Origin of the sequence: Chryseobacterium manosquense (assembly GCF_014623485.1) — a bacterium.
GTDB classification, from domain to species: domain Bacteria; phylum Bacteroidota; class Bacteroidia; order Flavobacteriales; family Weeksellaceae; genus Kaistella; species Kaistella haifensis.
Window position 1 is genome coordinate 1126495 of record NZ_CP060203.1, and the last position, 21096, is coordinate 1147590.

Consider the following 21096-nt stretch of genomic DNA (forward strand, 5'->3'; position numbering starts at 1 on the left):
AACATTAACCTTCAATAATAAACATGATTTATCACAGTTATTTTCGATTTTAATTGATATTTTTTGTTTATTTTTTAAATAATTAAAGCTAAAAATCATCTTTCGAAAAGAAAGGTTTTGTTGTGGAAAACTTCTTGTGTTTTTTGGGAAGAATTAACTTTTTTACCTCGAAAAAAATCACGATATTTGTAAGCATTTTTAAAGAAAAACAACAATAAAAAAGAGGAATAAAAGTATCTGAAATTTCGATTTCGGGATCTTTAAGAATCTATAAAAATATGAGCAACAAACAGTATACAGCAAGTAGTATTCAGGCATTAGAAGGAATGGAGCACGTGAGAATGCGTCCTTCCATGTACATTGGTGATGTAGGTAGTAGAGGACTTCACCATTTGGTTTATGAAGTAGTAGATAACTCTATTGATGAAGCTTTAGCAGGTTATTGTGACTCGATTACCGTTACCATCAAAGAAGGTAATGCAATAGAAGTAAGCGATAACGGGCGTGGAATCCCAGTAGATTTACACGAAAAAGAACAAAAATCGGCTTTGGAAGTCGTGATGACGAAGATTGGTGCAGGAGGAAAATTTGATAAAGATTCCTATAAAGTTTCCGGAGGTCTGCACGGAGTTGGGGTATCGTGTGTGAATGCACTTTCTAATGTAATGATTACCACAGTTTACCGTGACGGAAACATCTACCAACAAACCTATTCTAAAGGTAAAGCACAAACCGAAGTAACCGAAATTGGACACAGCGACAAAAGAGGAACCAAACAATTCTTCCAACCCGATGATACCATCTTCACCGAATTGGTGTACAATTACGACACTTTAGCAAGCAGATTAAGAGAGCTTTCTTACCTAAACAAAGGTATTACGATCACTTTAACTGATGAAAGAGAAAAACTGGAAGACGGAAATTTCAAATCTGAAATCTTCCACTCTGAAGGCGGTTTAAAAGAATTCGTAGAATTTATCGACGGTAACCGCGAATCGATCATGAGCAATGTGATCTTCATGGAAGGTGAAAAAGATGATATCCCGGTAGAAGTTGCGATGCGATACAACACTTCTTATAACGAAAATCTTCACTCATACGTCAACAATATCAACACCCATGAAGGTGGAACTCACCTAGCCGGTTTTAGAAGAGCTTTAACGAGAACTTTGAAAAAATTTGCTGACGAATTAGGAATCCCTGCTAAAGAAAAAGTAGAAGTTACCGGTGATGACTTTAGAGAAGGTTTAACTGCCGTGATTTCAGTAAAAGTAATGGAACCACAGTTCGAGGGACAAACCAAAACCAAACTCGGTAACTCCGAAGTTTCGGGAGCGGTAGATAAAATCGTAGGCGAAATGCTTACCAATTTCTTGGAAGAAAACCCTAACGAAGCGAAAATCATCGTACAGAAAGTTGTTTTAGCAGCAAAGGCAAGACAAGCAGCGAAAAAAGCAAGAGAACTAGTTCAAAGAAAATCCCCAATGGGCGGAAGCGGACTTCCCGGAAAACTTTCTGATTGTTCATCGAAAGATCCGGAAATTTCCGAATTATTCCTCGTGGAGGGAGATTCCGCAGGTGGTACAGCTAAACAAGGCCGAGACCGTCATTTCCAGGCAATTCTTCCTTTAAGAGGTAAAATTTTGAACGTTGAAAAATCAATGCTTCACAAGGTTTATGACAATGAAGAAATCAAAAACATCTACACCGCTCTTGGCGTTTCTGTAGGTACTGAAGAAGACTCCAAAGCACTCAATATTTCCAAACTACGTTATCACAAAATCGTGATTATGACCGATGCGGATATTGATGGATCGCACATTTCTACGTTGATTTTAACGTTCTTCTTCCGTTATATGAAAGAACTCATCGAAAACGGATACATTTATATCGCACAACCACCACTCTATTTGTTGAAAAAAGGAAACAAAAAAGTGTACGCCTACAACGAGAAGGAGCGCGAAGACCTTACTTCGGAAATGGCTCCGGACGGAAAAGGTGTGGAAGTTCAACGATACAAAGGTCTTGGGGAAATGAATCCTGAACAACTTTGGGAAACTACATTGAACCCTGAAAATAGAATCTTGAAACAAGTTACCATTGAAAGTTTAGCCGATGCTGACAACGTCTTCTCGATGTTAATGGGTGATGAAGTACCTCCAAGAAGAGAATTCATTGAGAAAAATGCAATCTACGCAAAAATTGATGTTTAAAATGAAAATTTAACATATTATCTCAATAAAACCGTTCATTTTGGACGGTTTTTTGCTCAAAAGTTTAATCATCAAACACCATGAAAATGAAGAAAACTTTAATTATTACTTCCGCCGCATTTTTATTATTTTTCAGTTGTACAAAACCTGAAAAACAAACATCAGAAAATTCCGTAAAATCCGATTCTACAGTAGTTTCCACACCAGTTTTCGCAATCGATTCCGTAAAAGTTACCGATTCTTTGAAGATCGATAAAAATCTTTCCACAATTTTCCAATCGAAAGCGTTGGTTTTCCCGAATATTTCGAATAAAACGGTTCTCGACAGTGTCTATTCGCCAATGAACATTAAATTGGAATCTTATTCAAAAGATCAAATTCTGGAAGCTCTCGAGAAGCAAAAAACAGATTTTTTCCAGAATTCTAAAGAAAACATTACTGATTGGAAGCCTGATTTTGAGCAAACCTGGGATCAAACTTCCGACATGAAGATGTTTTCCAAAATGGACGATTTCATAACCATTCAATATACTGCGAGTGGCTACACCGGTGGCGCACATGGCTATTACAACGAAATTTATAAAGTTTTTGATTTAAAAACGAACAAAACTCTGCAGCTTTCTGATATTTTGAAAGTTCAAGATGCGGAAATTTGGAGCCGTATTTTGATGGATCATTTTCTAAAAAATGATTTAGAAAAAGGACAGGCAGCAGCGCTTTTGGTAAAAGAAATACCACTGAATAACAATTTTTACTTCGACAAGGAATATCTTTATTTCCTTTATAATCAATATGAAATTGCCGCATACGCCGCTGGTCCAGTTCTCATAAAAATTCCGCTTTCGGAAATAAAACCATTTTTAAACGACGAGTTCAAAACGAGACTGAAACTTTAATAAAAAATAGAGAAGCCTGATGAAACACCATTTTATCAGGCATTTTAATCTTATTCTTATGGAAAAAGTCGCCTTCATCATCAATCCTTTTTCAGCGAAAAAAAATTATCAACCTTTTCTGGATGCACTCTTAAAAAAAGTTGGAAATCCGATATATTACATTTCAGAATCCATTGAAGGCACTTTCGATTTTATACGTGAAAACTTCGACAGGGTCGATATTTTCGTGGCAGTTGGTGGCGACGGAACCATTTCTACCGTTGCTCAAAAATTAATTAATACTGACAAAATTCTGGCAATTTTCCCTGCTGGTTCCGGCAATGGATTTTCAAATGAAACCCATTTTTCCAAAAATTTAAATCAACTTTTAGATAAAATTAAAACAAAAAATTCCAGAAATATTGATACATTTTTAGTCAACGACAAACTGTCGATCAATGTTTCAGGAACTGGTTTTGACGGAAAAGTAGTTAAGGAATTCGAAAAAACGGAGCGTGGTTTCAAAAATTATATTAAAGTTTCTATCCAAACTTTTTTTAATTATAAACCGATCAAAGTAAAATTCATCACCGAGAATTATAAACAATACAACGGAAAATATTTGATGCTGAACATCGCAAATACCCGCCAATTCGGGAATAATGCATACATCGCTCCGAAAGCGAGCAAAAGTGATGGCTTGGTAGATTTGGTTCTGGTGAAGAAATTTCCACTTACCTATTCGCCATTTTTCGCATTTCGAATGTTCACAAAACGCCTCAGAGACGACGATTATGTAACCTACTTACCAGTTTCGGAAATTGAATTTAAGGTTTCCACAAAAAATTGGCATCTTGACGGAGAATTCAACAAAATAAAATCTCCGGTTCACATCAAAGTTTTACCGAAGAGTTTAAGAATTTTGGTGTAATTAGAAACTCCTTATTCTGTAGCCACCGAATCATCGCCACGTCCATCTGCTACAGCGGTTGCGTTTCCGTTTTCGTTGATTACAATTATTTCGGTTTTCCCAATTTGGTTAATTCTGTCAAATTTATAATTTTTACTTTCTAAAGCTTTAATCGTGCTTTCCGGAAAACCTTTTTCAACCGCAATTGTTTCTGGTAGCCACTGATGGTGAAATTTAGGAGCATTTACGGATAAATTTGGGTTCAATTTAAAATCAAGAACATTCACAATCGACTGGTAAACCGATGTTGGAATGGTAGTTCCGCCCGGTGTTCCCACTACAATATAAGGTTTACCATTTTTCAGGACAATCGTTGGTGTCATCGAGGAAAGCATTCTTTTTCCGGGTTCAATTTTATTAGCTTCACCACCAACTGCCCCAAACATATTCGGAACTCCCGGTTTTATGGAAAAGTCGTCCATTTCGTTATTTAAGAAAAATCCGGCTCCTGCGACAACAACTTTGCTTCCATAATATCCGTTCAATGTAGTGGTAATCGCTACTGCGTTGCCTTCTTTGTCAATAATCGAAATGTGTGTGGTTTCTGTGGACTCTTTCGGTTGAGGAATAATTTTTCCGACTTCCGAACTTGGCGTTGCCAGATTTTTATTGAAAGATTTCCAACGATTTTTTAAATAAGAATCGGAAATCAGCATTTGTGTTTTATCTTCTATAAAGTTGGGATCTCCCATGAATTCGGCTCTATCAGCAAAAGCTCGTCTTTCTGCTTCTACCATAATTTGAACTGCTTCAGCAGAATTTTGTTGATATTTTTCGAGATTTTCGTAGCTCGCCATTTTCAGCATTTGTGCCAATAAAATTCCACCACTTGAAGGCAATGGCATTGAAACAACTTCATTACCTTTATAATCAAAAACAATAGGTTTTCTTTCGGCAACTTTATAATTTTTCAAATCATTTAAAGTAATAATTCCGTTTCCGCGTTTCATTTCGGCAACGATTAATTCAGCTGTTTTGCCTTCATAGAAACCTTTCTCCCCATATTTTTGAATTCTTTTCAGTGTTTCTGCTAAATCTTTTTGCACCAAGATATCGCCTTGTTTCCAAGGTTCATTTTTTTGGAAAACAGTTTTTATTTTATTGTGTTCATTAAAATGTTTCATTTGATCATTCAACAAACGAGCTTCTTTTTCGGTAATGGCAAAACCTTGTTCAGCCAAATCAATTGCAGGTTGAATCAGCTTTTCCATCGGAAGTTTTGCGTGTTTCAAAGTCGCATAAAATCCGGCAATAGAACCAGGAATCCCTACCGCTAATCTTCCATTTTGGGAAAGATCAGTGTTTGCTTTTCCGTTTTTATCGAGATACATATCTCTAGAAGCCCTTGCAGGAGCTGTTTCTCGAAAATCTATCGTGAATTTTTCGCCATTATTTTTTACACCAACCAAAAAACCACCACCGCCAATATTTCCGGCTTGCGGATAAACTACCGCCAATGCGTATTGAGTTGCAATCGCTGCATCATAAGCATTTCCGCCCATTTTCATAATTTTCGCTCCGGCTTCACTCGCAAGTGGATGTGCGGAAACGACCAATCCTTTATTTTGGGTATGAATTTCTTTAATAATATTAAAATCGGTAAACTGTGCAAAAACAGCATTCGCAGAAAATACAAGTAGGAAAAGTGATTTTTTCATAATGGAAATTTCAACAAAAATACAGAAAAAAGGGCTTTACGATCAAGTATTGTAGTAGAATAAAGTTTTAACATTGATAATTATTTACCAATTTCATCATCGGTAATTGCTTAAAATTTTTAAATTTGCTTAACTGTAAATCTAAATTCACAAAATGGAATCCTACACGGAAAAAATTCTTATCACAGGAGCTCTCGGACAAATTGGAACAGAACTTACCAATCGTTTGGTTAAAATTCATGGTGCAGAAAACGTAATTGCTTCCGGCCTCGATCGCTGGGACAAAAACCTCACTTCTGCCGGATTTTATGAAAGAATGGATGTAAGCAATACCCAACTCGTTCGCCAAATTGTGAAAGATTATGAAATTACCACGGTTTATCATTTGGCGTCATTGCTTTCCGGAACTTCCGAGAAACAGCCACTTTTTGCATGGAAACTGAATGTAGAACCATTATTGAATTTCTGCGAAATGGCAAGAGAAGGAATGCTGAAGAAAATTTTTTGGCCAAGTTCCATCGCTGTATTTGGGAAAGGAATTCCGAAAGAAAATGTAGGTCAAGATGTAGTTTTGAATCCAACAACCGTTTACGGAATTTCGAAAATGGCGGGAGAAAAATGGTGCGAATATTACTACGATAAATTTGGTGTAGATATAAGAAGCATTCGATATCCTGGTTTGATTTCCTGGAAAACCCCTGCCGGTGGAGGAACAACAGATTATGCTGTCGAAATTTTTTATGAAGCAGTAGAACAAGGTAAATACACCAGTTTTATCTCTGAAAATACAGCAATGCCGATGCTTTATATGGACGATGCCATCAATGCAACCTTGAAATTAATGGATGCGCCAAAAGAAAATTTAACTGTTCGAGGTTCTTATAATCTAGGTGGATTGTCGTTTACACCAAAAGAATTGGCCGAAGAAATCAAAAAAGAAATGCCGGATTTCGAGATTGATTATCAACCGGATTTCAGACAGGCAATTGCAGACTCTTGGCCGGCTTCAATAGACGATTCCATTGCCAAAAAAGATTGGGGATTATCCTACGAATTCGATATCACTGCGATGACCAAAGACATGCTGAAAAACCTCAAAATAAAACTTGGAAAATAATTTTTAATGATTTTACTAACCTTCAACATCATTAATCATCATCGGAAATTCAGAAAAAACGAGCTGATTAATGATGACAAAATTTTAAAAATCACTGAAAACAACGTCTCCTCCATTCTGCGAATTTTAGAAAACCATCATGTTTTGGCTTCATTTTTCATCGAGATTTCTCTCGTAGAAAAAGTGAAACCTTTGATAAAAAAAATCGTGAGCAAAGGTCATGAAATCGCATTGTATAATGACAATTCGGAAATTTCGGAAATAGAAACGGTCAAAAGAAATACGGAAGATTTCATTGAAAAAATTATCCGTGGAATTCGGCAGAAAGATGTTACTGTTTCTGTAAATGACCTGAAAAATTTAGAATTCAGTTACGTCTCGAATATTGAAAACGCCAATATTCTTTTTCCATTCAAAAGATTGAAAAGAAGCACTGAAATCTTCGAAGAAAATGGTTTGAGCATTATCCCTGAAAGCATTTCGCCTTATTCGCAAATTCCCTATAATGATTTTGTTTTTCAGGTAGTTCCGCTGAAATTCTACCAAAATATGGTTGTAGAAACTTTAAAAAACGAAGATTTTGTTCTTATATATTTGAATTCATGGCAGTTTACCGATTTGGAAAAACACCAGTTCCAAGTTCCATTTTACAGGAAATACAACTCTGGTCGAAGAATGGAAAATAAATTAGAAGATTTCCTGCAATGGATGAACGAGAATGAATTTGCATTTTCAAGGATGAAAGATTTTGTGTTTTAATTCGGCTATAATAAAGCAAAAACTAAAGTATACTTTTGTAATTAAAGTTTATTGTGTTGAAATATTGTGACTTTCAGAAAAAAATATTATTTTTGCACCTCGAAATAATTAACAAATTTATTTAACATTATGAACAATTACGAAACTGTTTTCATTTTAACTCCCGTTCTATCTGACGCACAGGTGGAGGAAGCAGTAAAAAAATTCGAAGATCTTTTGACTTCAAACAATTGCGAAATCGTTGCCAAAGAAAATTGGGGACTTAAGAAATTGGCTTATCCAATCCAATTGAAAAAGAATGGTTTTTACACTTTAATCGAATTTAAAGGCGAAGGAAGTGTAGTTGCAGATTTAGAACTTGCTTTCAAACGTGATGAAAGAGTTATCAGATTCTTGACTACTAAATTAGACAAGCACGCTGTAGACTACGCAGTAACTAGAAGAAACAAACTAAAAACTGCAAAAGCTTAATTTTAACCCTCTAAAAATTTACAACAATGGCAATAGATGATATGGCTAAACAAGCCTCTGCTGGAGGTGAATCTGAAGTAAAATTTCTTACTCCACTAGATATTAATACAAAATCTGAAAAAAAATACTGTAGATTCAAAAAATACGGAATCAAACATGTTGATTATAAAGATGAAAAATTCCTTCTTCAGTTCGTAAACGAGCAAGGTAAAATTTTACCAAGAAGATATACAGGAACTTCTTTGAAATACCAAAGAAAAGTTTCTGCTGCAATCAAAAGAGCAAGACACCTTGCTTTGATGCCTTACGTAGCAGATTTATTAAAATAATTATAAAACAAAATAGTTGTTGGTTGTTTTACATAAACGCCTAACTTCTAAATAAAAAAGGACAACAACAATGGAAGTTATTCTAAAAAAAGACGTAGAAAACTTAGGATTAGAGTTTGATACAGTAAACGTAAAACCAGGGTATGCAAGAAACTACTTGTTACCACAAGGTTTAGCTCTTTTGGCTACTCCAAAAAACAAAGCAAATCTAGAGGCAACTTTAGAAGCTAGAAAAGAAGAAGAAGCAAAATTGATCGCAAACGCAAACGCTATCGTTGAGCAATTGAAGAAAACAAGCATCACAATCGCTACTAAAGTTGGTTCTGGTGATAAACTTTTCGGATCGATCAACAATGCTAACCTTTCTGAAGAATTGGCGAACGCAGGTGTGAATGTAGACAAAAAATACATCAAAATCCCTGGAAATACCATCAAGAGAACTGGTAGAGTAATTGCAATCATCAGACTTCACAGAAGTGTAGAACACAACTTCGAATTCGAAATCGTTTCTGATGCTCCACCAGCTCCTGCAGCTCCGAAAGCCGCTCCAGCTAAAAATGTTGAAGAAACTCCTGCTGAAGAAGCGTAAGAATTTTCATAATCATACAATATCCGGTAATTTTTTACCGGATATTTTTTTTGCGATAGATTTTACGATCTTAATTTTAAAAATGATAATTTTGTGATATGCTGTCAATCATTGATTACGTAAGACAAAGTTTAAAAAAATCATTCGATAATCTCCACAACGAAAAACTGAAATACAACCTGTTGCAGGCGATTCCGTTTTGGATTGCATCCTTGATTACGGGAGTATTCGCTGTTTTATATGCCAAAATATTCACTTGGGGCGAACAGCTCATGAACTTTATTTTCGATTGGAATCCGTTGATGATTTTCATCATCGCGCCCGTTGGTTTTGTGGTGTCGTGGTGGCTGCTCAAAGAATTTGCACCTTACGCAAAAGGCAGCGGAATTCCTCAAGTAATGGCGGCTGTAGAATTAGCAAATCCAAAAGAAAATAGAAAAATACGCCAATTATTAAGCTTAAAAATCATCATTTTTAAAGTTTTGTCAAGCGTGGCTTTGGTTATTGGTGGTGGTGCGGTCGGTCGTGAAGGTCCAACGATTCAAATTGCAGGATCCGTTTTCCGGAAAGTCAATGAATATCTCCCCGATTGGTGGCCAAAGATTTCAAAGAAAAACATGATTATGACCGGTGCAGCGGCAGGTTTATCAGCGGCTTTCAACACTCCTTTGGGAGGAATTGTGTTTGCGGTGGAAGAACTTGCAAAAACGCACATCAACTACTTTAAAACAGCGCTTTTTACTGCGGTAATTATTGCAGGTTTGATGGCACAAACTTTAGCAGGTTCCTACCTTTATCTTGGTTACCCGAAAACCTCAGACGTAAGTCTTACCATTATGTTTCCTGTCATGTTGGTTTCCGGAGTTTCAGGAATTTTTGCCAGCCAACTTTCAGTTTGGATGTTGAAAATTAGTGCTTGGAAAAAAAGACTTAAAACCAACAGTGCAAACATTATTTTTCTTGTAATTTCAGCATTAATCATTGCTTCACTCGCCTATTTTGTAAACCGAGAAATATTAGGCTCCGGAAAAGAAATTATGGAAAGAACGCTTTTCAGCGAAAACAAGCACGAAGATTGGTACATTCCTATTTTTCGAATGATTGGCCCAGCTCTTTCATTTACATCCGGTGGTGCAGGAGGAATTTTCGCGCCTGCTCTATCAGCCGGAGCTAGTATCGGCTCTGTAATTTCCGGATGGATTCACTTATCACCAAACGAAACCAATGTCGTAATTCTTGCCGGAATGGTCGCCTTCTTGACGGGAATTACTCGCGCTCCATTTACCTCAGCCATTATTGTTCTTGAAATGACCGATAGACACTCTTTAATTTTCCATCTTATGCTTGCCGGAATGGTTTCGTCACTCATTTCATTGATGGTCAGCAGAAAATCTCTTTACGATTCATTGAAAATTTCGTATTTGGAAGAAATTCGCAGCAACGAAGAACTCAATAAAAAATCCGATAAATAATTTTACCGGATTAATTTAATTAGTTTGAATTAATAAGTCGTTGACTTCTGTTTTACATTTCCTAAAATATCCGGGAAATACACATCCGAAAGATGCTCAAATTCATCGCCTCGCATAAACATGGAAGCATCAACTTGGTCATAAGAATCTTTTCCGGCTGCGGCAATAAGTTCGTTGCAAGTGTGCAAAGTATTCTTGTGGAAGTGATAAACTCTCTCACTTTTATCAGTTACATCTAGTCCTTTGATGAGCATTTTATCTTGTGTAGCAACTCCGGTCGGACAATTATTAGTATTACATCTTAATGCCTGAATACAACCCAACGCAAACATAAATCCTCTCGCGTTATTGCACATATCCGCACCCATCGCAACGGCACGAAGAATATCTAAACTCGTCAACACTTTTCCACTCGCGATCACGCGAAGTTTGTTTCGAAGATTAAAGTTGTTCAAAGTTCTATTTACAAAAATTAAAGCTGGTTCCAAAGGCATCCCTACTCCATCTGAAAATTCTGGCGGAGCAGCTCCAGTTCCTCCTTCTGCTCCATCGATGGTGATGAAATCTGGGTAAATTTTAAGAACATTCATTTGAACGCAAATATCTTCAAATTCTTTGGTATCACCGATACAAAGCTTGAATCCTATAGGTTTTCCGCCTGATAATTCTCTTAATTCCTGAACGAATTTCAGCAGTCCTGCAGCATCTGAAAATGCGGAATGCGACGGTGGAGAAATAATCGTCATTCCTGGTAGAACGTGTCGAATTGCAGCAATCTCGGGAGTGTTTTTAGATCCTGGTAGTACTCCGCCATGACCTGGTTTTGCTCCTTGGGAAAGTTTAATTTCAATCATTTTCACGTTCGGAATGGTGGCATTTTTCTTGAAAATTTCAGGTGAAAATTTTCCTTGTTCATCTCTACAACCGAAATAACCGGTTCCGATTTGCCAGCAAAGATCGCCTCCTTCCAAGTGGTAAGGTGAAATTCCTCCTTCACCGGTATTATGATAAAAATTTCCTTTTTTTGCGCCACGATTTAATGAAATTTGCGCGCGATCACTTAACGATCCGAAACTCATCGCAGAAATATTGAATAATGAAGCGTGATATTTTTGGGTACATTGTTCGCCTCCAACCCAAACTCTCGGCAATTCTTCTTTGGGAGATTTAGCATAGATAGAATGTTTAATTCCCTCATATTTCCGTTGGTTTACTTCCAACTGGGTTCCAAATGGAACGGTATCGCTAATGTTTTTTGCACGTCGGTACACTGCGGAACGCTGATTTCTTGGGAAAGGTTTTCCATCGGTTTCTCTTTCGATGAAATACTGTTGCATCTCCGGGGAAATTCCTTCAAAAAAATACCGAAAATACCCTATTACAGGGAAATTTCTAAGAATTGCATGCTTTGTTTGAAAACAATTATAAATTCCTACTGCGTAAATGCAGGTCAGTAAAATCGGAATCCAATAATGCGCTTTAATGAGCAATGCCGTCGCCCACACCAATACAAGAATTACGATTCCCCAATTAATGAATTTGTCTCTCATTACATTAAATAAATTAAAGATTGACCCCCAAATTTAGGAATAATAAACCAAGTAAAAAAGCCGTTTCCAAAAATTTGAACACGGCTGATTTTAAATGAATTACCTTGCTCTATTTAGAATTCATTAGTACACAATGTTTTTTTTAACAGCTTAGAAAGCTATGCAGTATATTAGCTTTTCAAAATAGATAATTATTTGGCTTAATATTTGTCAAATATCAGGTCACATATAATAAATTTGCATCATGAAAAGAAATACAATATTAGTAGCGACCATGGTCGTAGCTACTTTGGGAACTACCACACAGTCTTGTGTAGCATTGGCTACATCTAGTGTGGGACTTGCTGTTCTAAAGCAAATACTTCTTGGCGGAATTACAAAAGGGCTGAACATTTTCAGTGACAAAGACAGCTTTCTCGCCAATCAATTAATTGAAGCAGCGATGCCACAAAACCTTAAGGATTTGAACAGTACGTTGCAGAAATTAGGTTTAAACAGTTTGGTTCAGAAAGAAAAAGAATACATCGCTCAGGCCGCGGCTTTTACCGTAGATGTTTCTCGACCAATTCTTACCAATGCTGTAAATAGTCGTTCCTTAACAAAACCCACTATTTAATTTATTTTTAAAAACAGGATTAGAAAACAGCATAATTTGTATCTTATAAAATAAGAAAATAATTTTCTGTTTCAGTAGTTCCATCATTTTCTTCATGTTCCAAGCGGTTGCAGCTAGTAATGCATTGATTTGTGGTCCCGTTTCTCCCATGAAGTAATTTTTTGCCAGCCTAAAATCGGTTTTTAAATGTCCGATGATAGGTTCTATTGCCGCTCTGGTTCTAAATTTTTTGCGCTTTGTCTGCTTTTGATAAGCAGTGTCTTTTTTTCTTGGAGTGCTTGGGATGGAGATTTTCACGCCCTTTATTTCTGATTTTCCTCTGCCACCTCTATCGTAAAGGAGTTCTTTTGGGAGCTTTTGACCACCGGTTTCCATCTGTTCCAAAAGTGGTTCTATGGTGTGACCATCGTAAGGAGTTTGCAAAAATGCTTTAATCCCGAGAATGATTTTCTTGCCTTTGTTGGCGGTGGTTATCAAACCTACCTTATTCCCAAATTCATACTGGCTATGCGCTTTTCCTTTGGCAATACATCGGGTAAAAGGCTTGTGAATGCTGTAAATTTTATCGGCATCGTTTCTTTTTTGTGTGACAACCTTGGTGTACAATGTCATTAAATCTTTATAAAATTCTTGCTGTTCTGCATTAAAATTCCGTTGCAATTCACGAATCAGTCTCATGGCGATGGTTTTGAGCTGTCTTTGAGATTTCCTTGCCGCTTTTGCCCGCTTGGGATGTTTTCCGTTGTAAGTATTGCGGACCATTTGTTTACTGACTTTCGTGTAGCGTTGTCTCTGTTTTATCCCTTCTTTTTCGGCTATTTTGTTGCAATAATCAATCACTTTTTTGCACAATTTTGCATCGGTAGGAAAAGTGGTGTTATTCTCCTGAACGGTCGTGTCCGATAAAACAAAATTCGAGGTATTCATCTTTGCATCATGCATTCTTACGCTGTAGGCAAAGATTTTTTCGATGCCTTTTTCTCCAATTCTTTTTCTGAAATGAACAAAATTACTCGGGTCACAAGGAAACTCGTGTTCAAAGAAAACTCTTCCACAAAAATACTGCATGTAAGGGTTCATGATCCAAGCTTTTTCCAACGTCTCATCGCCCAAATTATACAAATGTTTCAGTAGCAAACAACCCACCATAAACCGAATCGGATGGCTCGGATTGCCCACTTTGGAATACAAGGACGAAAATTCTTTCTCAAAATAATTCCAATCTATTTTTTCTGAAAGTAGAACAAGTTCATGCTCGTGGTCAATAAAATCCACCAACATTGGGCGGAATAATTCTGGCTTCTTTTCTGGATTTTTCCCCAACATATTTGCAAGGTTTTAAAGCTCTAAGATACAAATTCTTGCAATAAAAAACAAGCTATTTTAAACCCAAAATACTAATAATCAGTAAATTATAGGTGGTTTAAGGAGAGACTAAATAATCTCACTGCAGAAGATGCTGCTCGTATTGTACAAGGTGGTAGCGGAACTGCAACCCAAATCCTAAAAGAAAGAACTTCCGAACAATTGATAGCGGCAATTGCCCCAAAAGTTGAACAGGAATTTAACAAATATGGTATCGTAAAAACCATCAATACAGCTTTGTCTGGAAGTAATCTCTTGGGAAGTTTATTGGGAGGAAACAAAAGCAATGTAAATGCAGGCGGATTGACTATGTTGGCTTCTGAACAGATTGTCAATGGATTATTCAATATTATAGATGATCACGAAAAGCAGAACTCGGCAGCACTTCTCGGATCGCTTGGAAAATAATTTAAATTTTATTATATTTATATAAAATAATTAGCAAGAATGGACATATTACAAGGAAACCAGCACGCAAATCCTGAAGATTTTTATATTTCACTGAAAGAAAAACTCGAAGCAACCCACGATTTTCCGGGAGATTACCTCTTCAAATTCATTGTAACCAATGACGAATCGAAACATACCGAAATTTACCGAGTTTTCGATGACGTGAAATTCACCCTCACCACGAAAGATAGCAAGAACGGGAAATACACCTCTATCAGCATCAATGCATTTGTTCTCGATGCCGACCAAGTCATTAAAATCTACAAAGAAGTAGGTAAAATCCCTGGAGTAATCATGCTTTAAGAAAAACTTAATTGGAAAAATGAATGTCTTAATCACGGGCGCAAGCGGATTTATAGGACAATCTTTAGTAAGTAAACTCAGAGAAGGAAATCACCATGTTCGGGTTTTGACCAGAGGAAATCCCACTCAAGAAAACGAATTTCAATGGAATCCAAATGAACAGTTCATTGATGAAAAAGCATTAGAAAACCTCGATGCGATCATTCATCTCGCCGGTGCCAACATCAGCAAAAGATGGACGAAAAAGTATAAAAAAGAACTTTTTGAAAGTCGCATCAACACTGCCAATTTGCTGAAAAAATATTGCCAGAAAAACAACATTCATTTAATAGCCTTTATTTCTGCATCTGGGGTCAATTGCTACGGAACTTTCACTTCCGATGAAATTCTTAACGAAGATTCGAGAATTATTCAAAATGATTTTCTATCTAAATTATGCGCCGAATGGGAACAAGCTGCCGATCAATTCTCGGATCTTTCCGATAGAGTTGTTTGTCTACGAACCGCTTTGGTATTGGGAAAAAACGGCGGTGTATTTCCTTTTTTAAGAAAAATTACCGATCTTAATTTGGGCGCCGCAATCGGTTCCGGAAAACAATGGATGAATTGGATTCATCTGGAAGATTTGGTAAATTTGTATGTCTTCGCACTTGAAAAACCAACTATAAATGGCAAATACAACGCGGTTGCAGATGATATCCCACCGAATAAAAAATTCATGAAAACATTGGCAAGAACGTTATGTAAATTTTTCATTTCCGTGCATGTTCCGGCTTTTTTGATCAAATTGATGTTGGGTCAAATGAGCATCATCATTCTGCATGGAAGCCGCGTTTCCAACAAAAAAATCAAATCCAGCGGATTTGATTTTCAATATGATAAACTTCAAAAAACGTTTAAGACTTTAATTTAGTTTTCAATAAAGAAATTCACGTTTTCAATTGGTCTTGCAATCATCGCGACATTTCCTTTGATTAAAATTGGGCGCTGAATTAAGGATGGATTTTGCACCAAAACCTTTATCCATTCATCATCCGATAAATCCTGATTTGCAAATTTTTCCTTAAACAATGCTTCATTCTTGCGAATAAGTCCCTGTACATCGGTATTCAGCTTTTTGAGCACTGTTTTTAATTCGATTTCCGACAACGGATTTTCTATGAAATCAATGATTTCAAAAGGAACATTATTTTCGTCCAAATGCTCTAAAATGGCTCTCGATTTGGAACAATTGTTATTGTGAAGAACTTTAATCATAATTTTCAGTCTTTTAAGGTTAAATTTATTCTCGAAAAACGTTCTTCATCAAAAGTTAACCTTCATTTTTCAACTAAAACAAACCATGCAGTTCTGTTTCAATTCTTTCGAGAATATAGCCGAAATCTTCCGGTCTTTCTACGAAATCCAAATCGTCAACTTCTATAATCAATAGTTTTCCTTCTTTGTAGCCCGAGATCCATTTCTCGTATTTTTGGTTGAGTTTAGAAAGATATTCTATGGAAATTGTAGCTTCGTAATCGCGACCACGCTTATAAATTTTCTTTACCAAATTAGGTACATCGGACTTTAGGTAAATGAGCAAATCTGGTGCCGAAACAAAACTTTTCATCAACTCAAAAACTGCAGAATAATTTTTGAAATCGCGTTCTGTCAGAAGATTCATGTCGTTCAGGTTCTCCGCAAAAATGTGTGCGTCTTCGTAGATTGTACGATCCTGAATGATGTTTTTTCCACTTTCGCGAATTTCTTTCACCTGTCGGAAACGGCTTCCAAGAAAATAAATCTGCAACGCAAAACTCCATTTGCTCATATCCGCATAAAAATCTTCCAAATACGGATTATGATCTACATCTTCAAACTGAGCATCCCAACCGTAATGTTTTGACAACATGGTAGTTAAAGTAGTTTTTCCCGCGCCAATATTTCCTGTAACCGCAATATGCATTCTAATTATTTGTTTTAAAAGTTTTGTGAATGATGCCTTTCTGAAAGCTAAAAACCTCTATTATTTTTCGTTGGAATTTGCTTTTTTCTAGGCATTTTTTGGATGGGGTAAAGATAAAGTTTGTTGTCTCTGATAACAAAATAAGAAGCGCTGTTTTTATCCACAATTTGCGCATTTTCATCTTGAAAAATTGGATTCAATTCCTCATTTTCGAGCAGTAGAATTTCTTTTTGGGTGATTACCAAGATGTTCTGGTTCTCCCGAACGATTCTTCTCCCAGAATTGATCGGAATTTCTTTCTGCTTTCTTTCATTAAAATCGTATACAGTAAAGGTTTTTGAACTTAAAACATACACTTTTTGTTGATCAACTAGAAAGTCGATGATATTTTCGAAATCGATATCAAACGGATATGCGTTGATAATTTTATCATCCCTAAAATTGTATTTCAGCAAGCGTTTTGAACTTTCGTCGAGAAGCCAAATTTGTTGTAAATCTTCAGCAAAAACCATTTTGATCTGCCCGAATTTTTCCCGGAAATGGATCTTCTGAATCTCATTCAAATTCTGGTCAAAAAATTTCAACTCCTGAGCGTTCTCAGAAAAGGTGGGAATACTCAACGGATTCTGCACCGATTGAATTTTGAAAGGCAAAGTGAGAAGCAATTTTCCTTTCTGTTTTCCGAGCGAATCGTATTTGGTAAAGCTAAAATCTTTGTTTTTATAAAGATAAATATTCCCGTAATCATCGGCTAACAGCTCTTTTGTATCCTTTAATTTTAAAGAATCAAAAGGGAGTTTTTGCTGCGCAGAAACCGCGAAGAACGAAAACAGCAAAAAGATATTTAAAATTCTCAAAACAATGATTTCATCAAATATAAAAAAATGACGTCGCAAAAACGTCATTTCAATAGGAATATTGTAAAGCTATTATTGAATGCTTACTTCGTAAATTTTGTCCCAATTTTTACCGGTTACCAACATATTTTCACCTTTGAAAGCAATTCCGTTCAGTACATCATCTTCGTTGGTGGTATGTTTCTGGGCAATTTCAGTGAAATCAAATTTCCCTACTACTTCCCCATTTGCAGGATTTATTTTCAGAATAATCGGTTTTTGCCAAACATTCGCGTAGATAAATCCGTTGTGGTATTCCAGTTCATTTAGTTTTTCGTAAGCTTCGGTATTTCCGGCTACAGAAATATATCGTACGATTTTCGAAGGGTTATTGGGCTCAAGGAAATAAATATTTTTAGTTCCGTCGGAAAGAATCAGGTTTTTACCATCAAAAGTCAATCCCCAACCTTCACCAATCAAGTTCGGGTAATCAAATTCGCTGATCAAACTCAAATCGCTTTTGTTGTATATAAATCCTTTCTTATTTTTCCAAGTAAGTTGATACACTTTGTCTCCAACGATAGCAGATCCTTCCGAAAAAACATCGGCAGTTTGCGGTGTAGAAACAATTGGTGTGGTGCTTCCAAGATTGTATTTTAAGATTCTTGATTGTCCGTTTTGTCCATCAGATTCGTAAATGGTGTTCCCTTCCAACTGAAATCCCTGAACGAAGTTTTTCGGATCGTGTGGATATTCTTTTACAATGGCATAGCTCAATTTCGCTTCAGGATTTTTCGCAAAAACATTGATGGTAGCGTCTTGCGAAAGGATTTCACCGTTTTTCTTTTTGATGTTAAAAGTAACCGCATTATCACCTAATGTGAAAAATTTCGGATCAACTACAAGACTTGAAGTTTCTTTGTCACCAAAACTGATAGAAATGCTTTCCGCATTGTCTGTAACCTCTTTCGGAAGCGCTAATGCATCACCAAAATGATATCCTTTGGTTTCCATTGAGAGGTTATATTCATTTAAAGTATTGAGGATTTCCTTGTCTTTGTTGCAGGAAACGAGTGCAGTAAAAGCCAGAACAGCAATTAGGTTTCTAATTTTCATTAAAAATATTTTTTTCAAAAGTACTGATTTTTTTGAACACAAATCGAGCCAAACAGGAAAAGCCATTGGCTAGCAAATAATATTTATCTTTGTTTCGTATTACCTATCCTGTTTATGAGAAAAATTACGCTGGTTGCTTCCCTTTTGTATTTCGGGATTGCAACATCACAAAACCTTTTCCCTAAAGGTGAAACCATTAAAAATGAAGATTCATTGAAAGGTTCGAACACTTCTTACCGCGATTTTTGGGATGTGAAAAAATATGAACTTTCCGTAGAACCCAATTTCGAGAAGAAGACGGTTTCGGGAAGCAATACGATTAGTTTCGAGATCACAAAAAACGTAACGAATCCAACATTCCAAATCGATTTGCAACAACCGATGGAATATCAATTCATTGGATTAAAAAAATGCTTTACTCCGAAAAGAAAAGGCGATTTTATCTTTATTGAAACCAAGAAATCCTTTAAAAAAGGAGAAAAATACACTTTCAATATTCAGTTTTCTGGGAATCCGAAAGTAGCCAAAAAAGCGCCGTGGGACGGTGGTTGGGTATTCAGCAAAGACAAAAAGGGCAATCCTTTCATGAGTGTTGCACAGGAAGGAGACGGAGTTTCGCTTTGGTTGCCATCGAAAGACCTTTGGAGCGACGAACCGGACCAAGGAATCGTAATGAAAATTATCACTCCAAAAGATTTGGTGGGTGTTGGGAACGGAAGATTGATTAAACAAACCCAAGAAAAAGACAAAAATACATTCACTTGGGAAGTTAAAAATACCATTAACCCTTATTCCATTGTTCCGAATGTAGGAAAATATGTAAATTTTAAAGACAGTTTCGATGGTGAAAAAGGAAAATTGGATTTAGATTACTGGGTGCTGGATTATCAGTTAGAAAAAGCAAAAAAGCAATTTCAGCAGGTAAAACCGATGATGCAGGCTTTCGAATACTGGTTTGGTGCTTATCCGTTCTACGAAGATTCCTATAAATTGGTCGAAAGCCCGTACTTGGGAATGGAACATCAGAGCAATGTAGCGTACGGAAACCACTATGAAAACGGGTATTTGGGAAGAGATTTATCCGGAACGGGTGTTGGGTTAAACTGGGATTTCATCATCATTCACGAAAGCGGACACGAATGGTTTGCCAATAACATCACTGCGAAAGATCAGGCAGATATGTGGATTCATGAGAGTTTCACGGCATATTCCGAAACTTTGTTTACCGAGAAATATATGGATAAAAATGCTGCAGAAACCTATGTAAGAGGGACAAGACAGGCAGTGCAAAACGATATTCCGATTATTGGGAAATACGGCATCCGAAACGAAGGAAGCGGCGACATGTACTACAAAGGCGCCAATATGCTCCACACCATTCGCCAAGTGATTAACGATGATGAGAAATTCAGACAGATATTGCGTGGTTTGAATAAAGATTTCTACCACCAAACCGTTACTACCCAACAGATTGAAAATTATATTTCAACAAAATCCGGGATTGATTTTTCATCGGTTTTCGACCAGTACTTAAGAACTACGAAAATCCCGACTTTGGAATATTCGCAAACCGGAAACCAATTGAAATTCCGTTATCAGAATAGCGTTAAAAATCTGAAACTTCCTATCCGAATCAATGGAAACCAGGAGATTTCGCCCACGGAAGCATGGCAAACCATCACGTTGAAAACTGATGCTCCACTAAAATTTGACTCAAATTATTATATTAATTATTCCTCCTTGTAAATTAAAGCTCCAGTTAAGCCGGAAGTAATAAAGAAAAACGCGCAAGCATGGCGAATCATTTCTAAATTATTATTTATTTTTAAAATATAAAAATGAAGTGGATTTCATAAAAATTAAGCTGTAAAAAGCTAACTACAATCTAACTACGAGATTTGGAAAAAACACCGATATATAAGCCCTTCTCCTACGCTGTTTATCAATAACAACCTGATCAGAACTTTTTTCAACTTTCTAAATCAACAGTAATGCAAACACCAGTAAAATCAATACATGAAATATTAAATAACTTGCCTCCCGAAAGAGCAGACGCCTTCAATGCATTGCATAAAACGATCCTGAAAAATCTACCCGCAGGATTTGAAGCGGCTATGAGTTACGGAATGTTGGGCTATGTAGTTCCGCATCGGATCTATCCTGCTGGTTATCATTGTAAACCTGCCGAGCCATTGCCTTTTGCCTATATTGCTTCGCAAAAAAACTCGATTAATTTCTATCACATGGGGATTTATTCTAACCCTGAACTTTTGGATTGGTTTGTAGCGGAATTTCCCAAACACAGCAAACAAAAATTGGATATAGGCAAAAGCTGCATCCGATTTAAAAAATTGGAAGAAATTCCGTACGAACTCATTGGAGAATTAATGACCAAAATGAGTGTACAACAGTGGATTGATCTGTACGAAAGTAAGTTTAAAAAATAAATTTCGCGGAGCGCG

General features: G+C 36.5%; 21 protein-coding genes and 1 pseudogene. 15 read left to right on the plus strand and 7 right to left on the minus strand.

Features of this window, described 5'->3' with window-relative positions; genetic code table 11:
• Positions 1-278: 278 nt before the first annotated feature.
• The 3 genes from gyrB to H0S70_RS05240 all read left to right on the plus strand — a co-directional run bounded on the left by gyrB (position 279) and on the right by H0S70_RS05240 (position 4019).
• Positions 279-2213 (plus strand): DNA topoisomerase (ATP-hydrolyzing) subunit B, encoded by a 1935-nt coding sequence (gyrB, locus tag H0S70_RS05230; protein ID WP_188321947.1) that lies wholly within the window; start codon positions 279-281, stop codon positions 2211-2213.
• A gap of 86 nt (positions 2214-2299) precedes the next feature.
• Positions 2300-3109: an RsiV family protein gene (locus tag H0S70_RS05235; protein ID WP_188321948.1), complete on the plus strand. Its 810-nt coding sequence runs from the start codon at positions 2300-2302 to the stop codon at positions 3107-3109.
• A gap of 58 nt (positions 3110-3167) precedes the next feature.
• On the plus strand, positions 3168-4019 hold the full coding sequence (locus H0S70_RS05240) for a diacylglycerol/lipid kinase family protein (protein WP_188322192.1): 852 nt from the start codon (positions 3168-3170) through the stop codon (positions 4017-4019).
• An 11-nt stretch (positions 4020-4030) separates the two neighbouring features.
• Here the strand turns inward: H0S70_RS05240 and ggt are convergent, their stop codons facing one another.
• Positions 4031-5716 (minus strand): gamma-glutamyltransferase, encoded by a 1686-nt coding sequence (gene ggt / locus H0S70_RS05245; protein WP_188321949.1) that lies wholly within the window; start codon positions 5714-5716, stop codon positions 4031-4033.
• A 154-nt stretch (positions 5717-5870) separates the two neighbouring features.
• Between ggt and H0S70_RS05250 the strand changes: the two genes are divergently transcribed.
• From H0S70_RS05250 to H0S70_RS05275, 6 genes are all read left to right on the plus strand, one after another.
• Positions 5871-6833: an NAD-dependent epimerase/dehydratase family protein gene (locus H0S70_RS05250; protein WP_188321950.1), complete on the plus strand. Its 963-nt coding sequence runs from the start codon at positions 5871-5873 to the stop codon at positions 6831-6833.
• 6 nt (positions 6834-6839) lie between these two features.
• The gene (locus H0S70_RS05255; protein ID WP_188321951.1) at positions 6840-7592 is read left to right on the plus strand and encodes a polysaccharide deacetylase family protein; all 753 of its coding nucleotides are present in this window, start codon (positions 6840-6842) and stop codon (positions 7590-7592) included.
• A 129-nt stretch (positions 7593-7721) separates the two neighbouring features.
• Entirely contained in the window at positions 7722-8063 is a 342-nt protein-coding gene (gene rpsF, locus H0S70_RS05260; RefSeq protein WP_055043243.1) for a 30S ribosomal protein S6, read from the plus strand.
• Between the two features lie 26 nt (positions 8064-8089).
• Positions 8090-8392, plus strand: a complete 303-nt coding sequence (gene rpsR / locus H0S70_RS05265) for a 30S ribosomal protein S18 (protein ID WP_031503984.1) — start codon at positions 8090-8092, stop codon at positions 8390-8392.
• Positions 8393-8462: 70 nt separating this feature from the next.
• Positions 8463-8981: a 50S ribosomal protein L9 gene (gene rplI / locus H0S70_RS05270; protein ID WP_031503982.1), complete on the plus strand. Its 519-nt coding sequence runs from the start codon at positions 8463-8465 to the stop codon at positions 8979-8981.
• A gap of 98 nt (positions 8982-9079) precedes the next feature.
• On the plus strand, positions 9080-10453 hold the full coding sequence (locus H0S70_RS05275; protein WP_188321952.1) for a chloride channel protein: 1374 nt from the start codon (positions 9080-9082) through the stop codon (positions 10451-10453).
• Positions 10454-10482: 29 nt separating this feature from the next.
• On the opposite strand, the gene H0S70_RS05280 is transcribed toward H0S70_RS05275, so the two are convergent.
• Positions 10483-12003 carry an FMN-binding glutamate synthase family protein gene (locus H0S70_RS05280; protein WP_188321953.1) on the minus strand — a complete coding sequence of 507 codons (1521 nt, stop codon included), beginning with the start codon at positions 12001-12003 and terminating at the stop codon, positions 10483-10485.
• Between the two features lie 244 nt (positions 12004-12247).
• On the opposite strand from H0S70_RS05280, the gene H0S70_RS05285 reads away from it, so the two are divergent.
• The gene (locus tag H0S70_RS05285) at positions 12248-12619 is read left to right on the plus strand and encodes a DUF4197 family protein (RefSeq protein WP_228453792.1); all 372 of its coding nucleotides are present in this window, start codon (positions 12248-12250) and stop codon (positions 12617-12619) included.
• Here the strand turns inward: H0S70_RS05285 and H0S70_RS05290 are convergent.
• Positions 12599-13945: an IS5 family transposase gene (locus H0S70_RS05290; RefSeq protein WP_188321954.1), complete on the minus strand. Its 1347-nt coding sequence runs from the start codon at positions 13943-13945 to the stop codon at positions 12599-12601. The two genes, H0S70_RS05285 and H0S70_RS05290, sit on opposite strands and share 21 nt — an antisense overlap.
• 108 nt (positions 13946-14053) lie before the next feature.
• Here H0S70_RS05290 and H0S70_RS05295 point away from each other — a divergent pair.
• The 3 genes and pseudogenes from H0S70_RS05295 to H0S70_RS05305 form a co-directional block, all read left to right on the plus strand.
• Positions 14054-14392 (plus strand): annotated as a pseudogene (locus H0S70_RS05295) (DUF4197 family protein); the annotation flags it as partial.
• 39 nt (positions 14393-14431) lie between these two features.
• Positions 14432-14737, plus strand: a complete 306-nt coding sequence (locus H0S70_RS05300; protein WP_031503977.1) for a DUF493 domain-containing protein — start codon at positions 14432-14434, stop codon at positions 14735-14737.
• A 19-nt stretch (positions 14738-14756) separates the two neighbouring features.
• Positions 14757-15650 (plus strand): TIGR01777 family oxidoreductase, encoded by an 894-nt coding sequence (locus tag H0S70_RS05305; RefSeq protein ID WP_188321955.1) that lies wholly within the window; start codon positions 14757-14759, stop codon positions 15648-15650.
• Here the strand turns inward: H0S70_RS05305 and H0S70_RS05310 are convergent.
• From H0S70_RS05310 to H0S70_RS05325, 4 genes are all read right to left on the minus strand, one after another.
• Complete coding sequence (locus tag H0S70_RS05310) at positions 15647-15994, minus strand: ArsC/Spx/MgsR family protein (protein ID WP_031503974.1); 348 nt, start codon at positions 15992-15994, stop codon at positions 15647-15649. The two genes, H0S70_RS05305 and H0S70_RS05310, sit on opposite strands and share 4 nt — an antisense overlap.
• A 73-nt stretch (positions 15995-16067) precedes the next feature.
• A complete protein-coding gene (locus H0S70_RS05315) occupies positions 16068-16682 on the minus strand; it encodes a deoxynucleoside kinase (protein ID WP_055043251.1) in 615 nt (204 codons plus the stop codon).
• Positions 16683-16729: 47 nt separating this feature from the next.
• Entirely contained in the window at positions 16730-17539 is an 810-nt protein-coding gene (locus H0S70_RS05320) for a hypothetical protein (RefSeq protein WP_188321956.1), read from the minus strand.
• Between the two features lie 72 nt (positions 17540-17611).
• A complete protein-coding gene (locus H0S70_RS05325) occupies positions 17612-18634 on the minus strand; it encodes a glutaminyl-peptide cyclotransferase (protein ID WP_188321957.1) in 1023 nt (340 codons plus the stop codon).
• A 114-nt stretch (positions 18635-18748) separates the two neighbouring features.
• Here H0S70_RS05325 and H0S70_RS05330 point away from each other — a divergent pair, with 114 nt between their 5' ends.
• Positions 18749-20380, plus strand: coding sequence for a M1 family metallopeptidase (locus H0S70_RS05330; RefSeq protein ID WP_123248067.1), 1632 nt, complete (start codon positions 18749-18751; stop codon positions 20378-20380).
• A 245-nt stretch (positions 20381-20625) separates the two neighbouring features.
• Positions 20626-21081, plus strand: a complete 456-nt coding sequence (locus tag H0S70_RS05335; RefSeq protein ID WP_188321958.1) for a DUF1801 domain-containing protein — start codon at positions 20626-20628, stop codon at positions 21079-21081.
• The last annotated feature ends 15 nt before the right edge of the window (positions 21082-21096 follow it).

What these genes read in the sequence shown, in the direction of transcription:
- gyrB (WP_188321947.1), top strand. Translation starts at nt 279, where the DNA reads ATGAGCAACAAACAGTATACAGCAAGTAGTATTCAGGCATTAGAAGGA.
- H0S70_RS05235 (WP_188321948.1), top strand. Translation starts at nt 2,300, where the DNA reads ATGAAGAAAACTTTAATTATTACTTCCGCCGCATTTTTATTATTTTTC.
- H0S70_RS05240 (WP_188322192.1), top strand. Translation starts at nt 3,168, where the DNA reads ATGGAAAAAGTCGCCTTCATCATCAATCCTTTTTCAGCGAAAAAAAAT.
- ggt (WP_188321949.1), bottom strand. Translation starts at nt 5,716, where the DNA reads ATGAAAAAATCACTTTTCCTACTTGTATTTTCTGCGAATGCTGTTTTT.
- H0S70_RS05250 (WP_188321950.1), top strand. Translation starts at nt 5,871, where the DNA reads ATGGAATCCTACACGGAAAAAATTCTTATCACAGGAGCTCTCGGACAA.
- H0S70_RS05255 (WP_188321951.1), top strand. Translation starts at nt 6,840, where the DNA reads ATGATTTTACTAACCTTCAACATCATTAATCATCATCGGAAATTCAGA.
- rpsF (WP_055043243.1), top strand. Translation starts at nt 7,722, where the DNA reads ATGAACAATTACGAAACTGTTTTCATTTTAACTCCCGTTCTATCTGAC.
- rpsR (WP_031503984.1), top strand. Translation starts at nt 8,090, where the DNA reads ATGGCAATAGATGATATGGCTAAACAAGCCTCTGCTGGAGGTGAATCT.
- rplI (WP_031503982.1), top strand. Translation starts at nt 8,463, where the DNA reads ATGGAAGTTATTCTAAAAAAAGACGTAGAAAACTTAGGATTAGAGTTT.
- H0S70_RS05275 (WP_188321952.1), top strand. Translation starts at nt 9,080, where the DNA reads ATGCTGTCAATCATTGATTACGTAAGACAAAGTTTAAAAAAATCATTC.
- H0S70_RS05280 (WP_188321953.1), bottom strand. Translation starts at nt 12,003, where the DNA reads ATGAGAGACAAATTCATTAATTGGGGAATCGTAATTCTTGTATTGGTG.
- H0S70_RS05285 (WP_228453792.1), top strand. Translation starts at nt 12,248, where the DNA reads ATGAAAAGAAATACAATATTAGTAGCGACCATGGTCGTAGCTACTTTG.
- H0S70_RS05290 (WP_188321954.1), bottom strand. Translation starts at nt 13,945, where the DNA reads ATGTTGGGGAAAAATCCAGAAAAGAAGCCAGAATTATTCCGCCCAATG.
- H0S70_RS05300 (WP_031503977.1), top strand. Translation starts at nt 14,432, where the DNA reads ATGGACATATTACAAGGAAACCAGCACGCAAATCCTGAAGATTTTTAT.
- H0S70_RS05305 (WP_188321955.1), top strand. Translation starts at nt 14,757, where the DNA reads ATGAATGTCTTAATCACGGGCGCAAGCGGATTTATAGGACAATCTTTA.
- H0S70_RS05310 (WP_031503974.1), bottom strand. Translation starts at nt 15,994, where the DNA reads ATGATTAAAGTTCTTCACAATAACAATTGTTCCAAATCGAGAGCCATT.
- H0S70_RS05315 (WP_055043251.1), bottom strand. Translation starts at nt 16,682, where the DNA reads ATGCATATTGCGGTTACAGGAAATATTGGCGCGGGAAAAACTACTTTA.
- H0S70_RS05325 (WP_188321957.1), bottom strand. Translation starts at nt 18,634, where the DNA reads ATGAAAATTAGAAACCTAATTGCTGTTCTGGCTTTTACTGCACTCGTT.
- H0S70_RS05330 (WP_123248067.1), top strand. Translation starts at nt 18,749, where the DNA reads ATGAGAAAAATTACGCTGGTTGCTTCCCTTTTGTATTTCGGGATTGCA.
- H0S70_RS05335 (WP_188321958.1), top strand. Translation starts at nt 20,626, where the DNA reads ATGCAAACACCAGTAAAATCAATACATGAAATATTAAATAACTTGCCT.